This window comes from Alistipes sp. CAG:29, from assembly GCF_000435435.1.
In the GTDB taxonomy this organism is placed as follows: Bacteria; Bacteroidota; Bacteroidia; order Bacteroidales; family Rikenellaceae; genus Alistipes; species Alistipes onderdonkii.
Genome location: NZ_FR893476.1, coordinates 1 through 13,950, shown reverse-complemented (window position 1 = coordinate 13,950; position 13,950 = coordinate 1). Strand labels below are relative to the sequence as shown.

Annotated in this window: 9 protein-coding genes and 1 other RNA gene; 8 read left to right on the top strand and 2 right to left on the bottom strand. The window is 60.8% G+C overall.

What is annotated here, in order from left to right; genetic code table 11:
- Positions 1–723 (top strand): SPASM domain-containing protein (locus tag QVP03_RS09460; RefSeq protein ID WP_288210739.1); only part of this gene is annotated, 723 nt, incomplete at its 5' end.
- A 166-nt stretch (positions 724–889) separates the two neighbouring features.
- Here QVP03_RS09460 and QVP03_RS09455 read toward each other — a convergent pair.
- Positions 890–2,365, bottom strand: coding sequence for a DHA2 family efflux MFS transporter permease subunit (locus QVP03_RS09455; RefSeq protein WP_022333228.1), 1,476 nt, complete (start codon positions 2,363–2,365; stop codon positions 890–892).
- 181 nt (positions 2,366–2,546) lie between these two features.
- Positions 2,547–2,922, bottom strand: an RNA gene (rnpB, locus tag QVP03_RS09450) — RNase P RNA component class A.
- 381 nt (positions 2,923–3,303) lie between these two features.
- On the opposite strand from rnpB, the gene QVP03_RS09445 reads away from it, so the two are divergent.
- The 7 genes from QVP03_RS09445 to QVP03_RS09415 form a co-directional block, all read left to right on the top strand.
- Positions 3,304–3,900 (top strand): RNA polymerase sigma-70 factor, encoded by a 597-nt coding sequence (locus tag QVP03_RS09445; RefSeq protein ID WP_022333227.1) that lies wholly within the window; start codon positions 3,304–3,306, stop codon positions 3,898–3,900.
- 82 nt (positions 3,901–3,982) lie between these two features.
- Positions 3,983–4,984: a FecR family protein gene (locus tag QVP03_RS09440; protein ID WP_022333226.1), complete on the top strand. Its 1,002-nt coding sequence runs from the start codon at positions 3,983–3,985 to the stop codon at positions 4,982–4,984.
- 123 nt (positions 4,985–5,107) lie between these two features.
- Complete coding sequence (locus QVP03_RS09435; RefSeq protein WP_022333225.1) at positions 5,108–8,470, top strand: SusC/RagA family TonB-linked outer membrane protein; 3,363 nt, start codon at positions 5,108–5,110, stop codon at positions 8,468–8,470.
- A gap of 12 nt (positions 8,471–8,482) precedes the next feature.
- Positions 8,483–10,039 carry a SusD/RagB family nutrient-binding outer membrane lipoprotein gene (locus QVP03_RS09430; protein WP_022333224.1) on the top strand — a complete coding sequence of 519 codons (1,557 nt, stop codon included), beginning with the start codon at positions 8,483–8,485 and terminating at the stop codon, positions 10,037–10,039.
- A 23-nt stretch (positions 10,040–10,062) separates the two neighbouring features.
- A complete protein-coding gene (locus QVP03_RS09425; RefSeq protein WP_022333223.1) occupies positions 10,063–11,970 on the top strand; it encodes a glycoside hydrolase family 18 in 1,908 nt (635 codons plus the stop codon).
- Between the two features lie 18 nt (positions 11,971–11,988).
- Positions 11,989–13,146 carry a DUF1735 and LamG domain-containing protein gene (locus tag QVP03_RS09420; protein WP_022333222.1) on the top strand — a complete coding sequence of 386 codons (1,158 nt, stop codon included), beginning with the start codon at positions 11,989–11,991 and terminating at the stop codon, positions 13,144–13,146.
- A 376-nt stretch (positions 13,147–13,522) separates the two neighbouring features.
- A partial coding sequence (locus QVP03_RS09415) for a glycoside hydrolase family 20 zincin-like fold domain-containing protein (RefSeq protein ID WP_288210738.1) occupies positions 13,523–13,950 on the top strand: 428 nt, incomplete at its 3' end.

Genomic DNA, 13,950 nt, shown 5'->3' with positions numbered 1-13,950 from the left:
GTCGTGAACCGGTGCTGCGAGGGGCGCGGCGGGGAGATCTACCGCTTCTTCCGCGACGAGGTGCACAGCCGCTTCATGCAGTTCCTGCCCGCCGTCGAACACGTCGTCGGCAAACCGGGACACCACCGTCCGCTGATCGTCCCGCCCGGACATGAAGGAGCGCGGCTGGCCGGCTGGTCGGTCTCGGCCGAAGGCTACGGGCGTTTCCTGTGCGATGTGTTCGATGAGTGGGTCGTAAGCGACGTGGGGCGCTGTTTCGTGCAGTTGTTCGACGCCTCGCTGGCGCAGTGGTGCGGTGTGCGGCCGGGCGTCTGCTCGATGGGTGAGACGTGCGGCGACGCGCTGGTCGTCGAGCACAACGGCGACGTCTACCCGTGCGACCATTTCGTCTACCCCGGGTACAGGCTGGGCAATATCCGTGAGACGCCCCTTGCCGAGCTCTACCGCTCGCAGAAACGCCGCGAATTCGGGCTGGACAAACGCAACACGCTGCCCGCCGAATGTCTGCGGTGCAACTACTATTTCGCCTGCCGGGGCGAATGTCCCAAGCACCGTTTCGCCCGCGGGGCCGACGGCAGCCCCAAGAATTCACTCTGCGAGGGGCTGAAACGTTATTTCCGCCACGTCGAACCCTATATGGAATACATGCGCGACCTGCTCGCGCGGCAACAGTCCCCGGCCTGGGTCATGCCTTTCGCCCGCAGGCGCATGGGGCTGATGTAGCCGTCCGTTGCCGATCCGGCGCCCCGGCATACACCTGTCCGGCCTTCCCCGCCTTCCCGGTTCTGCTCCTCCCGGCTTTGTGCCTCTCCCGGCTTCCCGTTTTGGCTCCCGGCGCGTTGGCTTGGCTTACCCGGTTCTTCGGTTCGGCCGTCCCAGCTTTCCCGGTTTAACTTTCCCCGGCCTCCCCGGCTGCTCCCGGGTTTCCTGCCGGCGTTTTCTTTCGTTTTTTGCGGAATACCCACAGCAGCGGCAGCCCGGCCGCGAGGGTCAGCCATGTCACTACGCCCAGCGCGTCGGTCACCCCCTCGACATAGGTTTGGGAGGCCGATACCGTTTCGTGCGCCGCATGGAAAGCCGTCCGGGCCGAGTAAACGGCTGTCAGGATGGCGATGCCGACGCTTCCAGCCAACTGTTTGATGCTGTTCGAGATACCCGCCGCAGCGGCCATGTCGTGCTGCGTGAGGTTCCGCAGCGAAAAGAAGTTCAGCGGGGCGAACGTGAGCCCCATGCCCAGCCCGCGGATGTAGAGCACGAAGAGGATGTGCCGGTGGGTGGTGTGGAGCGTGAAACGGCTGGCCAGCCAAAAGCTCGTCGCCAGCAGCAGGATGCCCGCCGCCGCGAGCAGCAGGGGTTTGACATAGCGCGTGAGGTAACCCGATACGGCCGACAGCACTCCTTGTATGAGCCCCACGGGCAGGAATACGCTCCCGGCCGTCAGCGCCGTGTAGCCCAGCCCGCGCTGCATGTAGAGCGGCAGCAGGTAGGTGCCGCCCAGCATGCCGATCGAGAAGAGCGTCAGCACGGCCATCGAAACCCCGAAGTTGCGCTCCCCGAGCAGGCGCAATTGCAGCAGCGGCGCCGGGCTGCGCAGCTCCGTGCGGACGAAGTAGGCGAGCGCCACGGCCGCCACGGCGAAACAGCCGATCACCGTGGGCGACGCCCAGCCGTCGTGGTTGGTCGGCGAGTTGCCCCGCGCCAGCGCGTAGATCGCCAGCGGCATGAAGAGCGCGATGGCCACGAATCCCCGCCAGTCGAACGGGTGCCGCGCCGGGCTTTTCCACTCCTTCTGGATGAAGAGCGCCAGCAAGATGGCGAACACCCCCACGGGGACGTTCACGTCGAAAATCCGGTGCCAGCTGTATGCGTCGACCAGGTAGCCGCCCAGCAGGGGGCCGAACGAGATCGACGCGGCGGCGGCCATTGCCCACAGGCCGAGCGCCAGGCCGCGCTGCTCGGGGCGGAATTCGCGGGTCACGATCGCCAGTCCCAGCGACTGGATGATGCCGCTGCCGACGCCTTGCAGGGCGCGTGCCCCGATCAGAAACAGGTCGCCCGGGGCTTTGCCGCAGAGCCACGACCCGAGCGTGAAGAGCGCCAGCCCCAGGATATAGATGCGTTTGTTCCCGAAGCGGTCGGCGAACCAACCCGCCGAGGGGAGCATGACGGTCATGGTGATCATGTAGGCGGTGATGACCCATTCGGCCGTCGAGATGCCGATGCCGAAAGCCGACATGATGGCCGGCAGCCCGACGTTGACTACCGTCACGTCCAGCACGGCCATGAACGTCCCGAGCATGATCATGCCCAGGATCCACCATTTGTAAGCGTTGCTTTGCCGGATATGTTCGCCGAGGGTCGCCATCGGCGGGCGATACGTCAAAAAAAATGCCATGCTGCCGATGCCTGCCGCATGGAATGCCCGTCCTTCTGCGTTTTTCTTTCCCGGGCTTCTCTGCTTCCCCGGGTACTGCTCCCGCTCCCGCCGTCCGTCCCGTTGCGGTAGCGGCCCGAAAAAGGGGATGCCGCTTTTTGGCGGCATCCCCGTACGTGCAGGCCCTGTAAGCCGGGTTCTGTTCCCGGGGCGAACCCCGGGCCCCTGTCATTTATCTAGGGCGGCAGTCTCCTGCCGTCTCAAGCAACCTACCCCCCGGCATCGGGCGAGCAACCCTTAATTGCCGGTATACACGGTCTTGCAACCCGCGAGACGTACTGCCGGACGGCATCGCTGCCCCCGCGGTGGGCTCTTACCCCGCCTTTTCACCCTTACCCGCCGGGATTACGGAAATCCCCTGCGGGCGGTCGTTCTCTGTTACGCTCCTATACCCTCACGGATATCAAGTCGTTAGCTTGCGCGGTGCTCTGTGTTGCCCGGACTTTCCTCTCCCGGCCTCGGCCGGCAGCGACAGGGCGGGCCTGCCCCGCAAAGGTAATAAAATTCGGCGGATTCCCGCTCCGCGGTTGCGATTTCCGGACATAAGCCGGGAATATCCCGGCTTGCCGCCATGGTATTCGCGTCCATGCCGCGCCCTGCTTCCCGGCCTGTGCCGTGACGCATTCCCGCCGGGCGGCAGGGTGCTCCCCGAGGCGGCGGCAATACGCCGCCGTCCCCGGCCTCCGCCTTCCCTGCCGCCGGACACGGCGTTGCCCGCGCCGGTTCCGCGGTTTCCCTCCGGCATACTCCGTTCGGGCGCACTGTATGCCCTGTACGGAATCTTTTTTGCAAATATTGGATAAAGTTGTATTTTTGCTTTGTCCCTCCGCCGTTCTTCGGGGCGGCGGGCCCGAAGAATATACCGGCCGATGGCAGATAACGCGCATACGATCGACATACACGACAACCGCACGGTTGTCGGATTGCTCCGTGCGGGGGATGAAAAATGTTTCGATGCGCTTTTCCGCCGCTATTACAAACCGCTCTGCACCTACGCCACGCGCTTCGTGCCGCCGGTACGCGCCGAGGAACTCGTCCAGGACACCCTGATGTGGGTGTGGGAAAACCGCACCTCGCTGATCCCCGAGATGCCGCTCAAATCGCTGCTGTTCACCATCGTAAAGAACAAGTCGCTAAACAGCGCCTCGCGCGACACGCTCAAGAACCGCATCATCCGCCAGCTGGCCGAACGCTACGAAGAGACGTTCGACGACCCCGATTTCTACCTCGAGGGTGAACTGGTGCAGCGGCTGACCGAAGCTCTGCACAAAATGCCTCCTGAATTCCGGCAGACCTTCCGTATGCACCGCCTGGAAGGTATGACCCACAAAGAAATAGCCGCCCGCCTCAACGTCTCCCCGCAGACGGTCAATTACCGTATCGGGCAGACGGTTCGCCTGCTGCGCGAAGAGCTCAGCGATTACTGGCCGCTGCTCGTGCTGTTGCTGTGGCCTGACCTCTCCTGATAAGGAAATCTGAATTTTTTTTCGCCGTTCCGTTAGCATCCTTTGCTGACGGATTGTATTACTTTATAGACAAGCAAACAGCATGGCAAATTTCGAAATCGACGAAGAGGTATTGGTAGCCTTCCTCAAGGGCGAGCTGGACGCAGCGCAGGCGGCGGCCGTAGAGGCGTGGTACGACCGCTCGGCCGCAAACCGCAGGATGCTCGGCCAGGTCTATTATATATTATATGTCAGCGACCGTATCAACGACGCGGCCGGTATCGACGTCGAGCGTTCGCTCCGGCAGTTCAAGCGCCGCATGCACGCCGGACGCCGTATCTCCCTGCGCCGGAGCGCGGTGCGTATAGCCGCTGCGGCCGTGATCGCCGCGGTGCTCCTGGCCGGCGGGCTCACGACCGTGTTGCTTTCCAAGCGCCTGGCGCAGCCCGTGACCGTCGTCACCCAGCTGGGCGAGCGGTCGCAGGTGGTGCTGCCCGACGGGACGAAGGTGTGGCTCAATTCGTCGAGCAGCGTGGAGTACGTCGCCCCCTTCTTTTCGCGCCAGCGCCGCGTGAAGATGGAGGGTGAAGCCTATTTCGAGGTCGAGCACGACCGCCGGGCGCCGTTCGTCGTGTCGACCAACGGCCTGGACGTCGAAGTCCTCGGCACACGTTTCAACATCCGCAACGACGACAACGAGCATCGTGTCACCACCGTCCTGCTCGAAGGCGCCGTCAAGGCCTATGCTTCGGGACGCGAGCAGGCCTCGGTGCGCCTGCACCCCGCGCAGCAGCTGGTTTTCGACACCCGGACGCACGCCATGCGCCTGACCGACTGCCCCTCGGCCGAACGCTCGATCAACTGGATCGACGGTCGATTCTGCTTCGAGCACGATACTTTCGGGGAGATCGTCGCCGAGCTCAAGCGCTACTACAACGTCGACATCCGTTTCATGGACACCCGGCTCCGCGACATGCGTTTCTCGGGCAATTTCCGCGTCGAGGACGGCATCTACCACATCATGTCCGTATTGCAACTGACCTATAAATTCAATTACAGGATCGCCGGCAACGACATCGAACTCTACGCAAACCCTGAACGATAACCGAATACGAACTTAAAAACCTTCGATCCGCCTATGGAAAATTAACGTCTCTTTTCCCGGATGCCGCACTTTTCGGCGGCCTGTTTCGACACCTAACCATTACACTAACCTAAAATCTGATCCATGAAAAAAACTAACCTTGCGACAGGCAGGGGAGGACGTGTTGTCGCTACATGTTTCCGTTGTCTGTTCGTTATCCCGATGCTGCTCCTGGGATGCTTCGGCGCCACCTCTGCCGCAGCACAGACGCAGCAAGCCCTCTCGCGTGTGAGCCTCGATGCCCCGGACGCGACGGTCATCACGGTTTTCCAGGCTATCCAGCAGCAGACGGGCTGTTCGTTCGTCTACAATACGTCGGACATCGACACCGACCGCAAAGTGAGCCTTTCGGTGCACGACGAACCGCTGCAGGCCGTGTTGGACAAGCTCTTCGCGGGCTCCGACATCGCTTATACCCTTCGGGACAAACACATCGTGCTCTCGAAGAAAGCTAAAAATTCCCCCCCCCACAGCGCTCAGGGCGGCGTTACCGGAGTCATAAAGGACGATAAGGGCATGCCCCTGGTCGGCGCCACCGTGCTTATCAAAGGTACGACAACCGGTGCTGCCGCCGACATCGACGGCAATTTCTCGCTTCCGCAGGCCAAACCGGGGGACACGCTCGAAATTTCGCTCATCGGCTATACCAAACAGGAGCTTCCCGTCTCGGGATCCGCCCCGTTGTCGGTGGTCATGCACGAGGACAACGAAGTGCTCGACGCCGTGGTGGTTACCGCCCTCGGCATCAAAAGGTCGGAGAAAGCGCTGACCTACAACGTGCAGGAGGTCGCGGGCGACATCGTCAACACGGTCAAGGACGCCAACTTCATGAACTCGCTTTCGGGCAAGGTCGCCGGCCTTCAGATCAACGCCAGCGCCTCGGGCGTGGGCGGTTCCACGCGCGTGGTGATGCGCGGCGTGAAGTCCATCAGCGGCAACAACAACGCCCTCTATGTGATCGACGGTATCCCGATGCCCGACCTGCGTTCGTCGCAGACCGAGGGCACCTACGAAACGCCCGACGGCGGCGATTTCGAGGGTATCTCGAACCTCAACCCCGAGGACATCGAATCCATGACGGTGCTTTCGGGCGCCACGGCGGCCGCGCTCTACGGTTCGCAGGGTGCCAACGGCGTGATCGTCATCACGACCAAAAAGGGCGAGGAGGGGCGTGTGCGCGTGAACTACGCCAACAACACCACCTTTTCGTCGCCGTTCGTCATGCCGCAGTTCCAGAACACCTACGGCACCGAAGCTACGGCACCGTCCATGAGCTGGGGTACGAAGCTCTCGACCCCGACCTCGTACGACCCCTCGGATTTCTTCCAGACCGGCTTCGAGGAGACCAATGCGATCTCGGTTTCGGGTGGTACGCGCGTGAACCAGTCCTATTTCTCGGCCGCTTCGCTCAATTCGCGCGGCATCATCCCCAACAACGTCTACAACCGGTACAACTTTACCTTCCGCAATACCACGCAGCTCATCAAGGACAAGCTGACGCTCGACCTGGGCGCTTCCTACATGCGCCAGTACAAGCGTAACCCGCTCGTGCAGGGCCTCTACCACAACCCGCTGATTCCCATTTACCTTTTCCCGCGCGGCGACGACATCTCCAAGTACGAGGTTTACGAGCGTTACGACGCCACGGCGGGCTATATGAAGCAGTTCTGGCCCCTGGAGTTCATCACCGGCGTCGAGAACCCCTGGTGGATTACCAACCGCGAGCTGTTCGAGAATACGGCGCACCGCTATACGTTCAACGCCACGCTCAAGTGGGACATTGCCGACTGGATCACCCTCACGGGGCGCGTGCGCACCGATAACATGGTGATGAACTATACGCGCAAGATCTATGCCTCGTCCGACAAGCTGTTCGCTTCCGAATACGGCAACTACCAGAACAACAAGATCCACCACAACAACCTCTACGCCGACGCCCTGCTGTCGATCAACAAGAGTTTCTTCGACGACAAGTTCTCCCTGTCGTTCAACCTGGGTGCGAGCATCCTCGATGACAAGAACGACGGCGAAGGCTTCGAGGGCCACCTGGCCACCCTCGCCAACAAGTTCTCGGTCTACAACGTGGATATGAGCCATTCGCAGACCAAACCCTACGCCGACCGCTACCACGACCAGACGCAGGCCGTCTACGCCACCGCCCAGCTGGGATATAACGGCATGGTCTACCTCGACGTGACGGCGCGCAACGAGTGGGCGTCGCAGCTGGCCTTCACGCCCCATATGAACATATTCTACCCGTCGGTGGGCCTTTCGGCCGTCATCTCGTCGATGGCCGACCTTTCCAAAGCCGGCATTTCGTTCCTCAAGGTGCGTGCCTCCTATGCCGAGGTGGGTAACGCCCCGCAGCGGTTTATTACCGGTGTCAATACGCCCTTGCAGACGGGCGGTATCGTTTCGTCGGACTCCTATGCCCCGGCTGTCAACCTTACGCCCGAGCGCACCAAGTCGTTCGAAGTGGGCCTGAACGCCAAGTTCCTCGGCAACAAGATCTGGACGGACGTGACCTATTACAATACCAACACCTACAACCAGCTTTTTAGCTACGATGCACCGCCCAGCACCGGCTACAAACGGGCATATATCAATGCCGGCAAGGTCAACAACTGGGGTATCGAAGCGGTCGTGGGTTACAAGAACAAGTGGCGCGACTTCTCGTGGTCGACCAATGTCAACTTCTCGATGAACCGCAACGAGGTGAAGGAGCTGGTTCCCGAAGGCACGCGCGACGTGGCCGGTAACCTGGTGACTGTCGACGAGGTGAACATGGACTACGGCGGCTACCGCATGAAGGTCAAAAAAGGCGGTTCGATCGGCGACTTCTACGTGACGGGGCTCAAGACCGACGACCAGGGACGCATCTATGTCGACCCCAATACCAATACCGTCACCACCGATCCCAATACGTGGCTTTACGGTGGCAATACCGAAGCCCGCTTTCGCCTGGGGTGGAACAACCGCTTCTCCTACAAGGGTGTGAACCTCGGCGTGCTGTTCGATGCCCGCATCGGCGGCCAGGGCGTCTCGGCGACGCAGGCCCTGATGGATCGCTGGGGTGCCTCGCAGGATTCGGCCGACGCCCGGGAAAACGGCGGTGTCTGGATCTCCGAGGATCAGAAAGTCCCCGATGCCAGGGTCTTCTACGCCAACAACGGCAACGGGCTTTCGATGCTTTCACACTACGTTTACAGCATGACCAACGTCCGCCTGCGTGAACTTACTCTGGGCTACGACCTTCCTTCCAGGTGGTTCAACGACAAGATCGGCATGACCGTGTCGCTCGTCGGCCGCAACCTGTGGATGATCTACAACAAGGCGCCGTTCGATCCCGAGATCACCGCTTCCACGGGTACCTATTACCAGGGGCTCGACTATTTCATGCAGCCCAGCGCCCGTACCATCGGCTTCAGCGTAAGACTCCAATTCTAAAACTTCAGACCAATGAAACGATTCAATCATACAATAGGATTTTTCGCCGCTGCGGCGCTTGCCGCCTGTACCGGTGACTTCGAATCCTTCAACACCAATCCCGATGCGGTGCAGTCGGTCGACAAGAAGACCTACATCACCACCATGCAAATGGATGCCGTGATCCCGTGCAGCGACGTGGGGGCCAACGAGTTCCAGCGCGCCTGCAACCTGATGGGCGACGCCTTCGGCGGCTATCTCTCCCCGATCCAGGCCTTCAACGGCGGCAGCTATACCTGTACTTACGACCTCGACGGTACGGACTACAACAACGTGCCTTTCTCGGTGGCTTTCACCAATGTGATGCCTGCATGGCTCAACCTCAAGTACGCCTACCAGAACGGACAGGTTACCGACGATGTCTTTGCCGTTGCCGAGGTCATCAAGGTGATGGCCCTCCAGCGTACCACCGACATCTACGGCCCGATCCCCGTTTCGAATTTCGGCCAGACCGAAAACCCCTACGAATCGCAGGAGACCGTCTACAAAAACCTTCTCACGGATCTGAATGCCGCCATCGTGGTGCTCAAGGAGTATGCGGCCAATGCCGCCGACGCCAGGCCGTTGCAGAAGGTCGACGCCGTTTACCAGGGCGACTATGCGAAATGGCTCAAGCTGGCCAACTCGGTCAAGCTCCGCATGGCCATGCGCATCCGTTTCGTCGAACCCGGGCTTGCCCGGACCTATGCCGAGGAAGCCGTCAGGGACGGGGTGATGACCGCTTCGGACGACGGTGCGTGGCTCAAGAGTTCCGGTTCGGTACAGGTATACAATCCGCTCGAAGAGGTGTGGAACGCCTATAACGATACCCGTATGGGTGCGACCATCGACGCTTATATGAACGGTTACGCCGATCCGCGCCTGCCGGCCTATTTCAAAACCTGCGAGGATGGCAAGTACCACGGTGTCCGCAGCGGTCTCAGCTCGATGCTGAAGGCGGACTATACCGGACTTTCGGTGCCCAACGTCGCCAAGGATACGCCCGTCGTGTGGTTCCTCGCTTCCGAGGCCGCTTTCCTGCGGGCCGAAGGCGCCATGCTTGGCTGGGACATGGGTGGTGACGACGAATCGTTCTACAAGACGGGTATCGAACTGTCGTTCCTCGAACGCGGTCTTACCGCGGCCGCTGCGGCCACCTATGCCGAGAGTGCGAGCGAACCCCAGGCATTCGAGGACGCTTCGGCCGCCTCGACGAAATACAACGCTTCGAAACCTTCGTCCGTCTCCCCGAAATGGAATGCCGGCGCCGGGGACGAGGAGAAACTCGAACGGATCATCACGCAGAAGTGGATCGCCATGTTCCCCAACGGGCAGGAAGCCTGGTCGGAATTCCGCCGCACGGGCTACCCCAAGGTGATCCCGATCGTCAACAACCTCAGCGGCGGCAAGGTCGATACCAACGTCCAGGTGCGCCGTATGACCTTCCCGCGTTCGGAGTACTCGAACAATGCCGCCGGCGTGGCGGCTGCCACCGCACTGCTCGGCGGAGCCGATACCGGCGGTACGAAACTCTGGTGGGATAAGAAATAATGAACCTAAAAACAACACGAAAGATGAAAAATTTCTTGAAATACGTCGCGGCCCTTGCGATCGTGGGTGCCTTTTTCGTCGCTTGTTCGGATTGGACGGATCCCGAGCGTGAAATTACGCAGCATCCCGACCAGCAGTCGCCCATCCTGCGCGATAATGCCTACTACCAGGCCCTGCGCGAATACAAAAAGACCAAGCACAAGATCGCTTTCGGCTGGTACGGTTCGTGGACGGCCGTCGGCGCATCCTACCAGACCCGCCTGCAGAGTGCTCCCGACTCGATGGATATCATCTCCATCTGGAGCCAGTGGCATTCGCTGACCCCCGAGCAGATCGCCGACAAGGAGTTCGTGCAGAAGATCAAGGGCACGAAGGTGACCTTCACGATCTTCTCGGACAAGATGCCCGAGCCGTTCCTCACCGAGATCGGCGGCGGCGAATATACCGACGAGGCCATCGAGGCCTACGCCAAAGCCTACTGCAAGGACTCGATGGACAAGTACAGCTACGACGGCATCGACGTCGACTACGAACCCGGCTACGGCGCTTCGGGGCCGTTCGTGGGACATGACAACGAGCTGTTCAGGAAGCTGATCCTGGCCATGAGCAAATACGTCGGCCCCAAGTCGGGGACGGGACGCCTGCTTATGATCGACGGCGTGCCCTATGCCGTGCATGCCGATGTGGCCGACTGCTTCGACTACGGCATCGTGCAGGCTTATAATTCTTACGGCTATACCGATTTGCAGGATCGCTTCGACGATGCCTATAAGAAAGGCTGGAAGCCCGAGCAGTATATCTTCGCCGAGAACTTCGAGTCCCTCTGGAAAACCGGCGGCGTGTCGCATGAATGCCGCGACGGCCAGTGGGTCAACTCGCTGCTGGGCATGGCGCGCTTCAACCCCACGCAGGGTTTCGGCGCCGGTTTCGGTGCCTATCACATGGAGTATGAGTACGCCAATTCGTCGATGCCTTACAAGTATATGCGCGAGGCGATCCAGGATGTGAACCCCGCCGGCGGCGACCTGATCGTCGGTCTGACCTCGACCGGCTTGTCCAAATACCTGTTCCTGGTCGGGGACGACGGTACCATCACGGGCGAGGTGGACGAAAAAATCCGGGTCGAGCTGGCTCGTCCTGCCCCGGCCGACGTTTCGTTCCCGCTGGCTATCGACAATTCGCTGGTCGATGCCTACAACGAAAAGCACGGCACCTCCTACGAGCCGATCGACCCCGCGCGTGTTTCACTCGGCACGCTCGGCGTGGCAGCCGGTGCGTTCTTGTCCGACGAGGTGTCCGTTACCGTAAGTTCTGCCGGGATCGAGAAGGGTTACTACCTGATCCCCATCGTCGTGGAACTTCCCGCGGAAGATATTTATACCTCGAAGGAGCCATTGGTACGCTACCTGCTGTTGACGGTGTCGGCGATGGAGATCGACGTCGATGCGACGGCGCTTACGGGCGTGAAGATCGAACCTGCCTCCGGGTGGACGATCGTCTGCTACCAGGGCACCGCTTCGAGCGGCGCCAACGGCGTCTGGAACCTCGATTCCGATGCGCAGAAGGCCTGCATGTTCGACGGCAAGCTCGACTCCAACTGCTGGTATGCCGCGAATGCGTCCTATTCGTGGGGGAACGGCGGCAACTTCATCATCACGCTGGACAAGGCCTACGACATCAACGGCTTCCGCTGGCATATCTACTACGAGGACTCCAACCCCGAATGTACCGATTTCCAGTACAGCGAGGACGGCACCAACTGGTATAGCCTCACCAATGAAATTTCGTTCGTGCCCAAACTCTCGGCCGACAACTGGAAGATATTCCAGTTCAAGAAGACCGTCAAAGCCCGCTATCTCCGGGTATACGTCGGCCGGGTAACCGATTTCACCAGTATGAACGAGGCCGAGATTTTCGCCCCTGCAAACTAAACCTAAAACAAGAGAACTATGAAACTGAAATATTTGGTCGCTCCGCTGTTGTTCGCCGCCGCTGCGGCGACGGGCTGTCAGGAGTCCGCGGAGACCTATCCTGCGATCTACATGACCGATGCGCAGAACAATCCCGACAAATCAATGACCATCGACGAACCCCCTGCCGAGACCTCGATCACCGTATCCTCCTCGGTGGTTATGGAGCACGACGTGCGGATCCAGTTGGAAGTGCGGCCCGAACTGCTGGCTGCCTATAACGACAAGTACGGCAAAAACTACCAGATTCCGCCCGAGGAAAGCTACGCCCTGAGTTCGACCGAAACGACCATCCTGGCCGGCTACAACACCTCTTCGGCGATCGACTTCACGGTGTCGTCCGTCTCGGAGTTCGCCGAGGGCGTGACCTATTGCGTCCCCGTGGGCATCAAGACCGTATCCGGCGGAATAAGCGTGCTCGAACCGAGCCGCACGCTCTTCATCGTGCTGAAAACGCCCGTGATCAGCAAGGCGATTTACCTGGGTTCGGGCAACATCTACGATGTGCCTTCGTTCCAGGAGAATTCCGACCTGGCAGCCCTTCCGCAGCTCACGCTCGAAGCCCGCGTATACATGCTCGGCTTCCAGTCCCGCGATCCTTACATCAGCTCCATCATGGGTATCGAGGGCATTTGCGGCGTGCGTTTCGGCGACGTGAAGGTCGATCCCGACTGCATCCAGATCTGCCACGACTCCTACCAGCCGGCGGCTTCCGACAAGCCGTTCAGCCTTGAGAAATGGTATCATGTCGCCGCCGTCTGGACAGGTTCGTCGTGGGATATCTACATCGACGGGCAGTATGCCACGGGAGTGGAGACGCAGGGCGAGACCATCGACCTTACGAGCGACAACGCGAAAGGGTTCCATTTGGGAGCTTCCTATGGCCGCGGCCGTACGCTGAACGGTTACGTCGCCGAGTGCCGCGTATGGACACGGGCTCTTTCGCAGGCCGAGATCGCCAACAACATGAACTATGTCGATCCCACGTCCGACGGGCTGCTCGCCTACTGGCGCATGAACGCATGGGAACCCAACGAGAGCGGTTACGGCAATATCGTGCGCGACCTTACGGGCCATGGTTACGATGCCATCGGCGACAGTTCGAATCCGACGATGATGGACACCAAGTGGAATTAGTCCGCTTATAGACCGACAAGGGCCGTGCGACCCCGGCATAAGCCGGGTTGCACGGCCCTTTTTTCATACTCCTGCTTCGGGCTGTCCCTGCTTCGGCCTGCAAACCCGCCCCGGATGGCGGCTTGTGGGCAGTCTATCGGCGGGTTCGCTTTTCGGTTGTCCCTGTTTTCCAACGGTTTCCGGGCTCGGGTTGCACCGGTTGCCGCTTGTCCGCGTCCTTCGACGGTTTCCCGACTGGAGTCGCTCCGCTTCCCGGCTGCGGGTTGTCTCCGACTACCTGTTCCCCGGCGCCGCCCTTCCGGCCGTGGCCCGTTACGCCCTCCTCCGGCTTTGCCGGTTCATCCCGATTTGTTGTTGTACCTGACCTAAAGACCTTATGAAAAAAATCACGCTTATCTCTTTTTGCCTTGCCGCTTTCGCCTTTGCTTCGTGCGCCGGCGGCGGGTGCCCGGCCACGGGTATCATTCCGGCTCCGCAGCAGGTGACGTGGGGCGAAGGTGCCTTCCGTATGCCTGCCAGGCTGCTCTACACGACCGACCTCGACGGGCAGGACAAGGCCGACCTCGCGGCGTGGATGCAGCGTGCCGCGGACGGATTCTTCCCTGCCTCCTTTGTCGAGGCCTCCGACGGCGACATGCCCGCGCTCGAACTGCTCCGTACGGGCGACGGCGCCCCCGAAAGCTACCGTCTCGACGTCTCCCGCACAAAGATCACGCTCACGGCCCCCGATGCCGCAGGGCTGTTCTACGGACTCCAGTCGCTCGCACAGCTGGCCGGGCATCATGGCCGCCGCAGTCCTGCCGT

Bases quoted from the DNA above. Each gene is read 5' to 3' on its own strand.
- QVP03_RS09455 (WP_022333228.1), bottom strand. From the start codon at position 2,365: ATGGCGACCCTCGGCGAACATATCCGGCAAAGCAACGCTTACAAATGG.
- QVP03_RS09445 (WP_022333227.1), top strand. From the start codon at position 3,304: ATGGCAGATAACGCGCATACGATCGACATACACGACAACCGCACGGTT.
- QVP03_RS09440 (WP_022333226.1), top strand. From the start codon at position 3,983: ATGGCAAATTTCGAAATCGACGAAGAGGTATTGGTAGCCTTCCTCAAG.
- QVP03_RS09435 (WP_022333225.1), top strand. From the start codon at position 5,108: ATGAAAAAAACTAACCTTGCGACAGGCAGGGGAGGACGTGTTGTCGCT.
- QVP03_RS09430 (WP_022333224.1), top strand. From the start codon at position 8,483: ATGAAACGATTCAATCATACAATAGGATTTTTCGCCGCTGCGGCGCTT.
- QVP03_RS09425 (WP_022333223.1), top strand. From the start codon at position 10,063: ATGAAAAATTTCTTGAAATACGTCGCGGCCCTTGCGATCGTGGGTGCC.
- QVP03_RS09420 (WP_022333222.1), top strand. From the start codon at position 11,989: ATGAAACTGAAATATTTGGTCGCTCCGCTGTTGTTCGCCGCCGCTGCG.